Source organism: Micromonospora sp. WMMD882 (assembly GCF_027497255.1).
Classification (GTDB): domain Bacteria; phylum Actinomycetota; class Actinomycetes; order Mycobacteriales; family Micromonosporaceae; genus Micromonospora.
In genome coordinates this window covers 1,671,155-1,685,900 of the sequence record NZ_CP114903.1, presented here as the reverse complement: position 1 = coordinate 1,685,900, position 14,746 = coordinate 1,671,155, and the positions used below count along the sequence as shown (strand labels likewise).

The window sequence follows — 14,746 nt, the reverse complement described above, 5'->3', positions numbered from 1 at the left end:
ATGCGGATCACCGGCTATCGGACGCTCACCACCGTCCAGGAGTGGGGACGGCCCGTCGGCGACGCCAACGGCGTCTTCGCCGACGGCGTCGTCCCGGTGCCGATCGTCCTCGTCGACACCGACGAGGGGATCACCGGCTTCGGTCTGGGGCCGCACGTGGAGATCGAGCGGATCTTCGCGGCCATCGAGGGCGAAGACCCCCGCGCCGTGACCACCCTGTACGACCGCATGCTGCGGCACACCTTCAAGGCGGGCCACGCCGGGCCGGTCTTCGGGACCATCGGCGCGCTCGACACCGCCCTGTGGGACATCAAGGCCCAGGCGGCCGGCGAGCCGCTGTGGCGGCTGCTGGGCGGTCGGGACCGGCGGGTTCCCGCGTACGCCTCCGGGCTGGACATCGGGCTGACCGACGACGAGCTCGCCGCGACGTACCAGGTCTACGCCCGGCACGGCCTGCGCGCCGCCAAGCTCAAGGGCGGCCTGGACGTCGAACGGGACCGGGAACGCCTCAGCCTGGTCCGGGACGTGCTGGCCGGGGTGGGACGCGGTCCCCGTCCCGGCCTGATGCTCGACGTCAACGAGGTCTGGAGCCGCAAACAGGCCGTCCGGTACGTCTGCGAGCTCGAACGCGCCCTGGACCTCATCTGGATCGAGGAGCCGGTCCGGCGGTGGGACGCCGAGGGGCTGGCCGCCGTGGGCCGGGGCGTCCGCGCCTCGGTGGCCACCGGGGAGAACCTCACCGGGCTGGAGCAGTACCGCCCGCTGCTCGCCGCCGGGGCGGTGGACATCGTCCAGATGGCCGCCGTCTGGGGCGTCACCCACTTCCTGCGGGTGTCCGCCCTGGCGCACGCCCACGACCTGCCGGTCAGCCCGATCGGCAACAGCCCGGTCGGGCTGCTGCACGCCGCGACCTCGGTGCCGAACCACCTGACCAGCGAGTTGCAGGACCTGCACGCCCCGGTCGGCGTCACGATCGACCTGCACGTCGAGGACGGCGCGTTCGTCCTCGGTGACACGCCCGGGCTGGGCGTGCGGGTCGACGAGGAGGTCATCCGTACCACCGTCCGCCGGCCGGACCCGCAGACCGTCGACGGGCCGAACGTCCGGCCGGAGCGGGCCGGGCACCGGCTGCTGGCGGCGCTCGACGGCACGACGGTCACCCGTCGCCCGCCCATCGACCCGCCGGTCGCCGCCCGCAACGAGGTCTCACCCAGCGTTTGCCACTGACCGACAGTTCGAGAGGGAAGACCGATGAAGGCAGTCGTCTACCGGGGCGCGCGGCGCCTCGGGATCGAGGAACGCGACCCGCTGCCCCCGGGCCCCGGCGAGGTGCGGATCGCGGTGGCCTACACCGGGATCTGCGGCACCGACCTGCACATCTACCACGGCGACATGGACGCCCGGGTCGGCGCGTCGGCGGTGCTCGGGCACGAGATGTCCGGCCGGGTCGACGCCGTGGGCGCGGACGTCACCGGCCTGGCCGACGGCCAGGCCGTCACCGTGCTGCCGACCCGCTCGTGCGGGCGGTGCGCCGCGTGCCGACGCGGCAACTCCCACGTCTGCCACGCCATGAACTTCCTCGGCATCGACTCGCCGGGCGCCATGCAGTCGTCCTGGACGGTGCCGGCGGACCTGGTCCTGCCGCTGCCCGAGGGGCTACCCCTCGACCACGCGGCGCTCGTCGAGCCGGTCGCGGTGGCCGTGCACGACGTCCGGCGGGGCCAGGTGACCGCGGACGACCACGTCGTCGTGGTCGGCGGCGGGCCGGTGGGCGTGCTGGTGGCCACCGTCGCGCAGGGTCGCGGCGCGCGGGTGCTGCTCGTCGAGCCGGACCCGTTCCGCCGTGCGGTCGCCGGGAAGGTCGGCGTCGAGGCCGTCGACCCGGCGGCGACCGACGTCGTGGCGCTGGTGGGCGAACGCACCGACGGCGCGGGCGCCGACGTGGCCTTCGAGGTGTCCGGCGCCGCTGCCGGCGTCGCCACGGCGGTGGACGTCCTGACCACCCGGGGCCGGCTGGTCATGGTGGCCATCCACGCCCAGCCCCGGCCGGTGAACCTGCACCGGTTCTTCTGGCGCGAGCTGGAGCTGCTCGGCGCGCGGCTGTACACGCGCGACGACGTGGCCGAGGCGATCCGGCTGGTCGCCTCCGGCGCGATCCCGGCGCGGGAGCTCATCTCCCGGGTCGAGCCGGTGACGGCGGTGACCGCCGCGTTCGACGCGCTGGAGTCGGGCGGCGGCGTGATGAAGGTGCTCCTCGACTGGCAGGGGGAAGGCCGGTGACCACCCCCTTCGACCTGTCCGGCCGCACCGCGGTGGTGACCGGCGCCCGGCGCGGCATCGGCCTGGCCATGGCGGAGGCGCTGGCCCGGGCCGGCGCCGACGTGGTGGGCGTCTCCGCCCAGCTCGAACCGACCGGCAGCGAGGTGGAACGCCGGGTACGCGCGACCGGCCGCCGGTTCACCGCGCTGCGTGTCGACCTGGCCGACCGGGCGGCCGTGCGTCGGCTGGCCCGGGACCTCGACGCGCTCGGCCCGGTGGACGTCCTGGTCAACAACGGCGGCACGATCGCCCGCGCCCCGGCCGCCGAGCACGCCGACGAGCTGTGGGACCACGTCATCGAGGTCAACCTGAGCAGCCAGTTCGTCCTGAGCCGGGAGATCGGCCGGGGAATGGTGGCCCGCGGCCAAGGCAAGATCATCTTCACCGCGTCGCTGCTGAGCTTCCAGGGCGGCATCACCGTGCCGGGCTACGCCGCCGCCAAGTCGGGGCTGGCCGGGCTCACCCGGGCCCTGGCCAACGAGTGGGCGGCCCACGGCGTGAACGTCAACGCCATCGCGCCCGGCTACATCGCCACCGACAACACCCGGGCGCTGCGCGACGACCCCGACCGCAACCAGGCGATCCTCACCCGGATCCCGGCCGGCCGGTGGGGCCGGGCCGACGACATCGCCGGCGCGACCGTCTTCCTGGCGTCGGCGGCGTCGGACTACGTCAACGGCGTGGTCCTGCCCGTCGACGGCGGCTGGCTGGGCCGATGACCGACGGACCACCGCCCCGGGCGACGCGGACCCGGGCGCTGCCACGCCGGCCGGCGGTGCGCCTCACCGAGCTGGGCTTCGGCGGGTCGCAGGGCGGCAACCTGTACCGGGCGACCACCGACGAGGAGTTCGCCGAGGCCGTGGACGCCGCCTGGGCGGCGGGGATCCGCTACTACGACACCGCGCCGCACTACGGGCTCGGCCTGTCCGAGCGTCGCCTCGGCGCGGCCCTGCGCGCCCGCCCCCGCGACGGGTACGTCGTGTCGACGAAGGTCGGGCGGCTGCTCGTACCGTCGCCGGAGCAGGCGCGCCGGCGCGACCCGGAAGGGTTCGACGTGCCCGCCACCCACCGGCGGGTCTGGGACTTCAGCCGGGACGGGGTGCGACGCTCGGTGCAGGAGAGCCTCGACCGCACCGGCCTGGACCGGCTCGACGTCGTCTACCTGCACGACCCGGACGAACACTGGGAGCAGGCCGCCACCGAGGCCGTGCCCGCGCTGGTGGAGCTGCGGGAGCAGGGCGTCGTCCGGGCCGTCGGGGTCGGCATGAACCAGTCCGCGATGCCGGCCCGCTTCGTCCGGGAGACCGACGTCGACGTGGTGATGTGCGCCGGCCGGTACACCCTGCTCGAACAGGGCGCGCTGGCCGACCTGCTGCCCGCCGCGCAGGAGCGCGGGGTGGGCGTGGTGGTCGCCGGGGTCTACAACTCGGGGCTGCTGTCCCGGGAGCGGCCACCGGACGACGCGGTCTACGACTACCGGCAGGCCCCGCCGGAGCTGATCGACCGGGTCCGGCGGATCGCGGCGGTCTGCGAGACGTACGGGGTGACCCTGCCGCAGGCGGCGCTCGCCTTCGTCCGCTCGCATCCGGCCGTGGTCTCGACGGTGGTCGGCCTGCGCGGCCCGGGCCAGGTGACGGAGACCCTGCGCCGGGCCGACGTGGACGTCCCGACGGAGCTGTGGTCGGCGCTGCGCACGGCCGGGCTGCTCGACGCGCCACCACCCGACTGACCCCCCGCCCCCGACCGTCGTCCGTGGCGCGCCGGTCCGCCGCCCGTCTCCGGGCGGCGGACCGGCGCGCGGGACGCGTCCGCCGGCGTCAGCGGTAGCCGGCGGCCACGATGTTGGCCTGCACCGCGCTCTCGGTGGCGTCGGACGGGTAACCGGCGACCATGGCCCCCTCGTAGAAGGTGCCCGCGCTGAGGTTCGCGCCACCGTCGGGCTTGCAGCAGTCCCCGCCGCTGCCCAGGATGATGGCCCCCTGCTTCTTCATCGGGCTGTAGCCGGGCGGGAGGGCGCCGTCCCAGAGCGTGTACAGGTTGCCGGCCTGCGCGTCACTGCCCTTGATCGCGAAGCGCGTCGTGCCGTTGTTCTTCAGGGTCGCGGTGACGAACTTGCTGGTGAAGGAGCGCTGGTTGGGGTTCCAGCTCTGGCTGCCACCGGGGAAGAGCCCCCATTCGAGGTCCGCCTGGACCCAGGGGCCGGTGCCCTGACAGCCGCCGAACCAGCACTGCCTGCTGAAGTTGATGGCGTCCATCGCGCCGGCGGCGTCGGCCTTGCGGGTGGTCTCGCTGTTGCCGTAGTCGAAGCAGCAGCCGTTGTTGACGTGCGTGCCGCTGGTCACCATGTACATGCCCTCGGGGGCAGCGCCGGTCGGCACGCCGGTCAGGTGACCGTCGCGCCAGTAGCTGTTGCCGGGGTTGATGTAGAGCGAGTACGCCTTGTTTCCGCCGACGGTGAGCGACTCGGAGGTCGCGTTCGCCGGCTTGCTCTGCGGTGAGCCCGGCACCACGCTCGACCCCTGGTACCAGAGGTCGTTGCCGCGCCCGGACTGGTCGTAGACGACGGTGACGACGCAGCTCGTGCCGGCGCAGAACGAGTCCTGGACCGTCGCGTCGGCGGTGCCGCCCGCGGCCCGTACGGGGATGTTCCGGCTGGTGCTGTCGGAGGCGCGCCGCACCTGGTAGAGGTTGCCGGCGTACGAGCCGAACAGCGCCCGGGTCGTGCTGTGCGCGGCGACGCACGGCGTGCCGCCGGAGGCGTAGATGTCGCACGGACGCGGCCCGGCCGGCTGTGGCGGGGGCGGCGTCGGCGAGGTCGGTGAGGTCCACTGCTGGTTCGTGCCGCCGTGGCAGGACCAGAGGTGGATCCTGGTGCCGTTGGCGGTGCCGTTGCCGCTGGCGTCCAGGCAGAGCCCGGACTGCACACCGGTGATGGTGCCGTTGCTGTTGACGGCCCACTGCTGGTTGGGCTGGCCGTTGCAGTCCCAAATGATGGCCGGGGTGCCGTTGGCGGTGCCCTGCCCGGAGGCGTCCAGGCACTTGTCGCCGTACACCGTGAGCTGCCTGGCGGTGGTCCAGGTCCAGGTCTGGTTGACGCCGCCGTGGCAGTCCCAGAGCTGCGTCTGGGTTCCGTTGGCGGTGCTGGAGTTACCGACCTCCAGGCAGCGACCGGACTGGGTCCCCACGATCCGGGTGCTCTGCCCCGGCTCGATGGCCGCCGCCACGGCCGGGACGGCCGTCGTGGTCGTGGCGGCGCCCGGGACGGGCGTGCGGGCGGCGGCGGGGGAGTGCGCGGACGCGGTGCCGGCGACGAGGGCGATGATCGACGCGCTGACCAGGAGGGACGTTCGACGGCGCGGGCGTTTCGGAACGACCATGGCGGTTCCTCACGGACGACGGGACGGGGGTCGGCGGCGACCGGATTTCAGTGGGGTTTCTCAATGATAACGCTAACAATGGACGGGTCAAGCCGAACCATGGGCGACCTGGTAATCGCTCATCAGTCGATGTTTACGTCTGCCGACCAGTGTCGTGAGCGTTAACAGCAGCGGGCCGGGATCAGTTCTCTGGGAGCTGATCCCGGCCCTGGCCTGAGCCGTGGTCACCGGGCGTCCGCCGGACGCCGGTCACCTCATACCGCGGTGAACCGCCACTGCTGGTTGGCGCCGCTGTGGCAGGTCCACTGCACCAGCCGTGCGCCGTCGGTGGTGGCGGCGCTGTTGACGTCCAGGCAGAGTCCGCTCTGGACGTTCTTCACCGTGTACACGCCGGTGGCGCCGGTCGCGGTGACGGTGAACTTCTGCTGGTTGCCGGTGCCGCAGGTGGCCTGCTGGAGGTACGCGCCCGCGGCGGTGGATCCGCCGGTCACCTCAGCGCACTTGCCGCTGTGCACCGCCTTCAGCTGGACCGCGCCGTTACCGGCGTCGACGGCCTGCCACTTCTGGTTGTTGCCCCCGGTGGCCGCCCACTGGTGGATCTGCGCGCCGTCGGCGGTGGAGACGCCGTTGACGTCCATCAGCTTGTTGCTGTGCTGGGCGGTGAGCGTCCAGGTCCGACCGGCGATCCCGCTGGGGGCGGCCGGGGTGCCGACCCCGGCGCCGCCGAAGGTGTGCGAGTCCAGGTCGAACCAGTTGTTCGAGCTGCCCTTGAACACCAGGTAGAGCGTGTGCGAGCCGGCCAGCGGCGTGACGTTCACCGGTGGCGTGGACTGGTAGTTGTCCCAGCCGCCGGTGCTGGGCACCGGCGTGGTGGCCAGCACCGTGCCGGTGGGGGACCCGGCCCGCAGCTCGATGGAGCCGCCGCCGCTCGGCGACGACAGCCGGTAGCTGACCGTGCTGATGCCCGACAGGCTCATCGGGGTGAAGGCGATCCAGTCGTTGTTCGAGATGTCACCGACGCGCTTGGTGCTCTCCGCGCCGGCCTGGTCGACCACCCGGATGCCCGACTGGCTGGAGAAGTACTCGGCCTGCTTGTGCTTCGGCTGGAGGATCGTCGAGGCGTAGCCGGTCAGCGGGGGCGCGCCCCCGCTGCCACCGTTGTCGGTGTAGCGGGCGTTGAGCACGTAGTACAGGTTCGCGCCGTCGGGGTGCCCACCGAGCAGGTCGGTGGGGATGGTGCCCGAGCAGCCCGGGTACTCGACGGTCTCGTGCTGGTGGTCGTCGTGCCCGAGAGCGGGGTTGACGAACACCTTGCTGCAGTCGATCGCCGCGCCACCCGGGTCGGAGACGGTGACCGTGTACGACACCCTGTCACCGAAGGTGAGCATGCCGCCGTTGGCCGGCGTGGTGATGGTGACCACCGGGGCCGTGTTGCCGACGGTGATCTGCACGTTCGCGAAGCCCGTCTTGCCGGTGTTGTCGGTGACCTTGAGCTGCGCGGTGTAGCTGCCGTTGGAGGTGTAGGTGTGTGACGGGTTGGCCGCCGTGGAAGTGGCGCCGTCACCGAACGTCCACTGGTAGGTGAGCGTGTTGCCCGGGTCCGGGTCCATCGTGCCGGCGCTGCTGAACTGGACGGTCAGTGGCGCGTTGCCGCTGGTGGGCGTGCCCACGGCCTTGGCGATCGGCGACCGGCCGCCCTGGATGTAGTCGATCCGGTAGAGGCCCGAGTCGTTGTTGCCGCCACCGAAGTTGCTGCCCCACTCGAGCAGGTACAGCGACCCGTCCGGGCCGAACTCCATGTCCATCGGCTTGTTGAAGTTGCCGGCGGGCAGGAACGGGTTGGTGCGGGTCACCGCCGACGCCGAGTCGAAGTGGACCTCCTTGACGTAGTTGCGCGCCCACTCGTAGAAGAAGTGCACACCGTCGTAGTACGGCGGGAACTTCGTCGCCGACGGGTTGTTCGGGTCGTACCGGTAGACCGGACCGCCCATCGGGGCGGAGCCGCCGGAGCCCAGCTCCGGGAAGGTCGGCGAGGTGCCGTAGCCGTACCAGATGTTCGGCGCGACGACCGGCTTGAGGCTGGTCAGGCCGGTGTTGTTGGGCGAGTTGTTGACCGGCGCGGAGCAGTTGAACTTCGCCCCGACCACCCCGGTGTCCGGGTTGTACGGCGCGTAGGGCTGGTTGTCGCCGTGGCAGAACGGCCAGCCGTAGTTGCCCGGGGTCTTGATGACGTTCAGCTCGACGAGCCCCTCCGGGCCACGGTTGGTGGTCGGCGGGTTCCGGTCCGGGCCGTAGTCGGCCAGGTAGACCCAGCCGTTGGCCGGGTCGATGGAGAAGCGGAACGGGTTGCGGAAGCCCATCGCGTAGATCTCGGGCCGGGTCTGCGCGGTGCCCTGCGGGTACAGGTTCCCGGTCGGGATCGTGTAGCCGCCGTTGGTCGAGGGGCGGATCCGCAGCAGCTTGCCGCGCAGGTCGTTGGTGTTGCCGGCGCTGCGGGCGGCGTCGAGGTGCGACTTGCCGGACCGCCAGTCCAGCGGGGCGTAGCCCTGCCAGGCCGGGTCGAGGTTCGGCGGGGTGTCGTCACCGGTGCCGATGTAGAGGTTGCCGTCCGGCCCGAACTCGATGTAGCCGCCGGTGTGGCCGGGCTCGGGGTGGGTCCGGCTGCGGTACGCCGGGATGTCGATGACGGTGACCCCGCTGGACGTGTTCAGCGTGTCGCCGCTGAGCGTGTAACGGGACACCCGGTTGATGTCGGTCGTGCTGCTGGCCGGTGAGTGGTACAGGTACACGTAGCCGTTGCTGGCGAAGTTCGGGTCCAGCGCCAGCCCGGTGAGGCCGTCCTCGCCGCCGGTGTAGACGCTGAGCGTGCCGGCGGTGACCGTGGTGTTGGTGGACGGCTTGAAGATCTTCACCTGGCCGGCCCGCTGCGCGTACATCACCCGCCCGTCGGGGAGGACGGCCAGCGCCATCGGGTCGGCGGTGTTGTCGTCCAGGGTGCGCTTCTCGAAGTTGCCCCAGACGGTGCCGCCGCAGTCCCCGGCCGCGTTGCCGGCGGCCCACCTGACCCCGCCGAGGACGTGGTTACGGAAGTGGGTCTCGCTGTAGGAGGCGGCGGCGTGGCCCATCGCGGTGGTCCAGACCCGGCCGCCGCTGACCGTACGGCACCAGGAGATCGGGTGGTCCGCCCCCATCGCCCGGGAGCCCGGGTTGTAGGTGCGCTCGTCGGCGGTGACCAGGACGTGGACCTGCCCACGCGGGTTCTTGTCGAAGTTGTACCACTCCTCGCTGCGGGTCCAGCGGTCCGGCAGGCTCGCCGTCGACGGGTGCTTCTTGTCGGCGACGATGGCGGTGCCCTGCAACACGCCGGGGGAGTGCTCCGGCATGTGGGCGCCGGCGTTGACCGTCTGGTCCCACCACGGGTACTCGGACTCGATGCCCATGTCGGTGGCGTTGTGGATGGCGACGATGCCCTTGCCGCTGGCGAGGAAACCCTCCACCGCCTGGCGTTGGGCCGTCGAGGTCCAGACCATGCCCGAGGTCTGGAACATGATGAGGACGTCGAAGGTGGCGAGGTTGGCGGGGGTGAAGACGGACGAGTCCTCGCTGTGCACGACCTCGAAGTTGTTCTCCGCGGCCTGCTGCTGGAACATGGTGACCCCGGCCGGGATCGAGTCGTGCCGGTAGCCGGTGGTCTTGGTGAACAGCAGGGCGCGGAAGGCCGGGGCGGCCGAGGCCGGGGGCACGAGCGCGAGCGAGAGTAACAGGCCCACTATCGTGCCGATGATCAATGTGCTGCGACGCATGCCGTCTCCTCTGTGGACGGAACGGTGGGGGTGGCGGCCACTGGGCGCGGAGCAGCCGCACCACGGCGTGCCCGAAGCGGTGCCCGGATCCGCGGTGGGCGCTGACGTGGTGCTGGTCGGTCCCCCTGCCGTCCGCCGCGACGGCAGTCAGTTGCGAAGGGCGTGACACAGCGTTGCCCGGCTGCGTCCCGTCCCTGTGGTCTGCGCGGTCAGCATGCGCTTTGCATCAGTAAATGTCAATATGAGGGGTTGGTGTTGTTTTTCGGGGCGGCTGCGACGTCGCTGACCCGGGGCCGGCTGCGGTCCCGCGTCGCGCGGCCCGCCGTACGGCGGGAGCGGTCCGGGAGACGGACCCGGTCACGGTGATCAAGGGATTGCGAGCGTCCAGACGAACATCTATCTTCATACGTGTTATGTCTCCCGGGGGCAACCGAAAGTTCGGGCGGGTAGGGCAAAAGTTACGGCTATCCGCCAGGAAGCGCGTTCTTCGCGCGTCGGGCCCGGTCGACCCGGCGCCCCCTCACCCGACCCCGGTCCACCACCGCCGCCTGTAGGGATACCGCGATGTCCTCCGACCCACCGCCGTCCGCGCTGCTCACACTCCGGGGGATCGGCAAGTCGTTCCTCGGCGTGCGGGTCCTCGACGGCGTCGACCTCGACGTCGACCCAGGCGAGGTGCACGCTGTGGTCGGCGAGAACGGCGCCGGCAAGTCCACTCTCATGAAGGTCGTGTCCGGCGCGCACGCGCCCGACGCCGGCACCATCTCCTTCGCCGGCGCGCCCCGGACCTTCCGGGGCCCCCGGGACGCCCAGCGGGCCGGCATCGGCATCATCCACCAGGAGTTCAACCTCCTGCCGGAGCGCACCGTCGCGGAGAACGTCCACCTGGGACACGAGCCGACCCGGCGAGGGCTGGTCGACCGCCGGGCGATGCGTGACCGGACGGCCGAGCTGCTCGCCTCCATATGCGAGACCACCCTGTCCCCCGACGCCCGCGTCGGCGAGCTCGGCGTCGCCCAGCAGCAGGTCGTCGAGACCGCCAAGGCGCTGGCCCTGGACGCCCGGCTGCTCATCATGGACGAGCCCACCGCCGCGCTCGCCGACCACGAGGTCGAGCTGCTCTACCGACTCGTCCGGCGGCTCCAGGAACAGGGCATCGGGCTGCTCTACGTCTCGCACCGGTTGACCGAGGTGTTCGACCTCGCCGGGCGGATCACCGTGCTCAAGGACGGCCGCAAGGTGACCACGACGCGCGCCGCCGACACCGGCGTCGACGAGCTGGTCCGGCACATGGTCGGCCGCGAGCTGTCCCACTACTACCCGGACCGGTCCGGTCCCGCCGACCTCGGCCCGGTCCGGGTGACCGTCCGTGGCGGCGGCAACCGCAAACTACGCGACGTCGACCTGACGCTGCGCGCCGGCGAGGTGCTCGGCGTCGGCGGGTTGCAGGGCTCCGGCCGGTCGACGCTGGCCCGTGCCCTCTTCGGCGTGGCCCCCTTCACCACCGGCGAGGTCACCCTGGACGGCCGACCCGTGCGGCTGCGGTCGCCCCGCGCCGCGATGCGCGCCGGCATCGCCTACGTCACCGAGGACCGCAAGGGGGAGGGGATCGTCGCCCGCCAGTCGGTGCTCGACAACGGGCTGCTCGCCAGCCGGGCCCTCCGGCCGGCCTGGACCGGCCGCGCCGCCCGGACCGTACGGCTGCGCGAGCTGCTCGCCGCCGTCGAGGTCCGCGCCGCCGGCGACGACCAGGAGATCCGGTTCCTGTCCGGCGGCAACCAGCAGAAGGTCGTCCTGGCCCGGTGGTTGGCGCTCACCCCGAAGGTGCTGCTCTTCGACGAGCCGACCCGCGGCATCGACGTGGGCGCCAAGTCGGCCATCCACGACCTGGTCCGTCGACTCGCGCGGGAGGGCGCGGCCGTGCTGATGATCTCGTCCGAGCTGCCCGAGCTGCTGGGCATGAGCGACCGCGTCGTCGTCATGCGCGACGGCCGGGTGGCCGGTGAGCTGCCGGCCGGCGCGTCCGAGGAGGAGGTCCTCGCCCTGGCGGTCGGGACCGTACGGGAGGCCGCCGCGTGAACGCCACGATCACCCTGCCGGCCCGGCGGACCGCGTCGGGCGTCTTCGTCGCGCTGGGCCTCACCCTGGCGATCGGCTGGCTGGTCGTCATGCTCGACGGCGGTCAGCTCTTCAACCAGTCGACCACGGTGAGCCTGCTGCACGTCGCCGCCGGCCTCGGCCTCGTCGCCGTCGGGCAGACCCTGGTCATCCTCGGCGGCTCGCTCGACCTCTCCGTGGCGTACGTGGTCAGCCTCAGCACCCTGGTGGCCGCCGAGACGATGGCCGGCAGCGACGGGCGGCTGCTCCCGGCGATCGGCCTGGTGCTCGCGGTCAGCGCCGCGATCGGCCTGCTCAACGGGGTGTTCGTCACCAAGCTGCGGGTCAACGCGTTCATCGCGACCCTGGGCGTCGGGCTGCTGCTGCGCGGCTACCTCGACAACGGCTACGACGGACCGGCCGGCGAGACCGCCCCCGCCCTGGTGAGCAGCCTCGGCTACCAACGGATCGGGCCGGTGCCGCTCTCCTTCCTGCTGCTGCTCGCGGTCGCCGGGGCGGTCTGGTTCCTGCTCGCCCGGACCCGCTTCGGCCACCACCTGGTCGCCGTCGGCGGGGACCCGGAGGTCGCCCGCCTCTCCGGCGTCCGCAACGACCGGGTCCTGGTCACCGCGCACGTGCTCTGCTCGCTCTGCGCCGGCCTCGCCGGGATCTACCTCGCCAGCCGGCTCGGCTCGGGCGCGCCCCGGGTCGGCACCGAGGGCCTCTACGACCTGGAGTCGATCGCCGCGGTGGTCCTCGGTGGCACCGCCCTCGCCGGCGGGCGCGGCGGCGTCGTCGGCACCGTCGGCGGGGTGCTCCTGCTCGCCAGTATCGACGCCATCTTCAACCAGCTCGAAGTGGACGCCTTCTTCAAGCAGGTGATCCGAGGCGTGATCATCATCGCGGCGGTCGCCGTCTACGCCCGGCGGACCATGCGCAGGGAGGCGTCCTGACCATGCAACTCGCCGAAGACCGTCACCAGTCGACCGGGTGGACCCGGTGGCGTCCCCGCCCCGGCGGCCTCGCCCCCATCGTCGCGATCCTCGCGGTGCTGCTGGTGCTCGTCGCGATCCGGCAGCCCGACTTCCTCGCGCCGCCGTCGCTGATGTCCTTCCTCGGCCGGTCCGCGCCGATCGTCCTGCTCGCCGCCGGCCAGTACTTCGTGATCGTCTCCGGCGAGTTCGACCTCTCCGTCGGCTCCCTGGTCACCGCGCAGGTGGTCGTCGCCGCCCGGCTCATCGACAGCGACCCGTCCCGCACCTGGCCGGTGGTGGCGCTGCTGCTCGTCGGGGGGATGCTCGTCGGGCTGGTCAACGGGCTGGTCACCACGCGGCTGCGGGTGCCGTCGTTCATCACCACGCTGGGCATGTTCCTGATCCTCGTCGGCGCGGTGTACCTGTGGTCCGACGGCGCCCCGAAGGGCGGGCTCTCCGAGGAGTTCCGCAGGTTCGGCCGGCGCGCGTTCGAGGACGTTCCGGGCCTCGGGCGGGTCCCGTACGCGCTGCTCGTGCTGCTGGTCGCCGCGACGCTGGCGGTGCTGCTGGCCCGCTCCGACTTCGGCCGGAGCCTGGTCGCCGTCGGCGACAACGCCCGCACCGCGGAGCTGAGCGGGGTACGGGTCTGGCGGGTCCGGACGACCGCGTTCGTGCTCAGCGGGCTGGCCGCGGCGCTCGCGGCGATCCTGCTCGGCGGGTACAGCGGCGTGTCGTTCCAGGCGGGCGCCGGCCTGGAGTTCGGCGCGATCACCGCGGTCGTCCTCGGCGGGGTCGCCCTGGGCGGCGGTCGCGGCTCGGTGGTCGGCGCGATGCTGGGGGCGCTCACCCTGGAGGTCCTCTTCGCGCTGATGAACTTCTACGGCGTCTCCGGCGCCCTCAGATCGACCGTCCAGGGCGCGATCATCCTGGCCGCTGTCGCGGTCTCGGCCCTGCGCTCCTCATCCAGGTAAAGGGGAATCACCACATGAGACGTACCATCACCGTGCTGGCCGCCGCCGCCCTGCTGACGCTGGCCGGCTGCGCCACCGACGAGCCGGGCGCGTCCCCGTCCGGCGAGGCCTCGGAGTCCACCGGGTCGGGCACCGGGGAGCAGTCGAAGTTCTTCGTGCAGGCCGACTACGACAACGAGTTGGCGTTGCTCGCCGCCACCCCCACCGGGCCGGCCGACCGGCCCTGGGAGCAGGCGCTCAACCCGACGATGGCGCAGACCGCGAAGTTCAGGAAGGCCGGCCCGCACAAGATCTGCTTCTCCAACGCGGCGCTGAACAACCCGTGGCGGCAGGTCGGGTTCAAGACCATGCAGGCCGAGGTCGAGGCGCAGAAGAGCCGGATCAGCGAGTTCGTCCACGTGGACGCCGAGGGCAAGGACCAGAAGCAGATCGCCGACATCAACGATCTGCTCGGCAAGGACTGCGACGCCCTCATCGTCTCGCCGAACACCACCGCCACGCTCACCCCGGCCGTGGAGGCCGCCTGCAAGCAGGGGCTTCCGGTCGTCGTCTTCGACCGGGGCGTCGACACCACCTGCCCGGTGACCTTCATCAACCCCATCGGCGGGTACGGCTTCGGCCACGTCGGGGCCGAGTTCGTCAGCCAGCGGATGAAGCCCGGCGGCAAGCTGCTCGCCCTGCGCATCCTGCCCGGCGTCGACGTCCTGGAGACCCGCTGGTCGGCCGCGAAGCTCGTCTTCGACAAGGCGAAGGTGGACGTGGTCGGCGTCGAGTTCACCGACGGCGACCCGGCCAAGACCAAGAAGATCGTCGACGACTACCTTCAGCGGCACGGCACCATCGACGGCGTCTGGATGGACGCCGGGGCGGTCGCCGTCGCCGCCGTCGAGGCGTTCCAGGACGCGGGCAAGCCGGTGCCGCCGATCAACGGGGAGGACCAGCTCGACTTCCTGAAGCTCTGGAAGGACAAGGGTCTCACCGCCGTCGCGCCCACGTACCCGACCTACCAGTGGCGTACGCCGATCATCGCGGCGTTGCGGATCCTCGACGGCGAGCCCGTCGCCAACCCCTGGAAGCTGCCCCAGCCGACCATCACCCAGGACAACCTGGACCAGTACGTCGACCCGGGCATGCCGCCGCTGCACTACGCGATGTGCGGCTGCACCGACCTGCCCGGCTATCCGCAACGCTGGAAGTAGCAGCCG

10 protein-coding genes are annotated in these 14,746 nt (G+C 72.1%); 8 read left to right on the top strand and 2 right to left on the bottom strand.

Annotated elements, in window-relative coordinates:
- Genes O7606_RS06335 through O7606_RS06320 form a run of 4 tightly spaced genes read left to right on the top strand, consistent with a single transcriptional unit; the run spans position 1 to position 4,048 of the window.
- A complete protein-coding gene (locus tag O7606_RS06335) occupies positions 1–1,227 on the top strand; it encodes a mandelate racemase/muconate lactonizing enzyme family protein (protein ID WP_281598127.1) in 1,227 nt (408 codons plus the stop codon).
- A gap of 24 nt (positions 1,228–1,251) precedes the next feature.
- Complete coding sequence (locus O7606_RS06330; protein ID WP_281598126.1) at positions 1,252–2,280, top strand: alcohol dehydrogenase catalytic domain-containing protein; 1,029 nt, start codon at positions 1,252–1,254, stop codon at positions 2,278–2,280.
- Complete coding sequence (locus O7606_RS06325; RefSeq protein WP_281598125.1) at positions 2,277–3,038, top strand: SDR family oxidoreductase; 762 nt, start codon at positions 2,277–2,279, stop codon at positions 3,036–3,038. The genes O7606_RS06330 and O7606_RS06325 overlap by 4 nt, the downstream gene beginning before the upstream one ends.
- Entirely contained in the window at positions 3,035–4,048 is a 1,014-nt protein-coding gene (locus O7606_RS06320; protein WP_281598124.1) for an aldo/keto reductase, read from the top strand. Before O7606_RS06325 ends, O7606_RS06320 begins: the two co-directional genes overlap by 4 nt.
- An 88-nt stretch (positions 4,049–4,136) precedes the next feature.
- Here the strand turns inward: O7606_RS06320 and O7606_RS06315 are convergent, their stop codons facing one another.
- Both O7606_RS06315 and O7606_RS06310 read right to left on the bottom strand, forming a co-directional pair.
- The gene (locus O7606_RS06315; protein ID WP_281598123.1) at positions 4,137–5,696 is read right to left on the bottom strand and encodes an arabinofuranosidase catalytic domain-containing protein; all 1,560 of its coding nucleotides are present in this window, start codon (positions 5,694–5,696) and stop codon (positions 4,137–4,139) included.
- A 254-nt stretch (positions 5,697–5,950) separates the two neighbouring features.
- Complete coding sequence (locus O7606_RS06310; protein WP_281598122.1) at positions 5,951–9,499, bottom strand: ThuA domain-containing protein; 3,549 nt, start codon at positions 9,497–9,499, stop codon at positions 5,951–5,953.
- 564 nt (positions 9,500–10,063) lie between these two features.
- Here O7606_RS06310 and O7606_RS06305 point away from each other — a divergent pair.
- Genes O7606_RS06305 through O7606_RS06290 form a run of 4 tightly spaced genes read left to right on the top strand, consistent with a single transcriptional unit; the run spans position 10,064 to position 14,740 of the window.
- Entirely contained in the window at positions 10,064–11,578 is a 1,515-nt protein-coding gene (locus O7606_RS06305) for a sugar ABC transporter ATP-binding protein (RefSeq protein ID WP_281598121.1), read from the top strand.
- Complete coding sequence (locus O7606_RS06300; RefSeq protein ID WP_281598120.1) at positions 11,575–12,549, top strand: ABC transporter permease; 975 nt, start codon at positions 11,575–11,577, stop codon at positions 12,547–12,549. The genes O7606_RS06305 and O7606_RS06300 overlap by 4 nt, the downstream gene beginning before the upstream one ends.
- Positions 12,550–12,551: 2 nt before the next feature.
- Positions 12,552–13,541, top strand: coding sequence for an ABC transporter permease (locus O7606_RS06295; RefSeq protein ID WP_281598119.1), 990 nt, complete (start codon positions 12,552–12,554; stop codon positions 13,539–13,541).
- Between the two features lie 14 nt (positions 13,542–13,555).
- Entirely contained in the window at positions 13,556–14,740 is a 1,185-nt protein-coding gene (locus O7606_RS06290; RefSeq protein WP_281598118.1) for an ABC transporter substrate-binding protein, read from the top strand.
- Positions 14,741–14,746: the final 6 nt, after the last annotated feature.

Bases quoted from the DNA above. Each gene is read 5' to 3' on its own strand.
- O7606_RS06330 (WP_281598126.1), top strand. From the start codon at position 1,252: ATGAAGGCAGTCGTCTACCGGGGCGCGCGGCGCCTCGGGATCGAGGAA.
- O7606_RS06315 (WP_281598123.1), bottom strand. From the start codon at position 5,696: ATGGTCGTTCCGAAACGCCCGCGCCGTCGAACGTCCCTCCTGGTCAGC.
- O7606_RS06295 (WP_281598119.1), top strand. From the start codon at position 12,552: ATGCAACTCGCCGAAGACCGTCACCAGTCGACCGGGTGGACCCGGTGG.
- O7606_RS06305 (WP_281598121.1), top strand. From the start codon at position 10,064: ATGTCCTCCGACCCACCGCCGTCCGCGCTGCTCACACTCCGGGGGATC.
- O7606_RS06310 (WP_281598122.1), bottom strand. From the start codon at position 9,499: ATGCGTCGCAGCACATTGATCATCGGCACGATAGTGGGCCTGTTACTC.
- O7606_RS06290 (WP_281598118.1), top strand. From the start codon at position 13,556: ATGAGACGTACCATCACCGTGCTGGCCGCCGCCGCCCTGCTGACGCTG.
- O7606_RS06335 (WP_281598127.1), top strand. From the start codon at position 1: ATGCGGATCACCGGCTATCGGACGCTCACCACCGTCCAGGAGTGGGGA.
- O7606_RS06320 (WP_281598124.1), top strand. From the start codon at position 3,035: ATGACCGACGGACCACCGCCCCGGGCGACGCGGACCCGGGCGCTGCCA.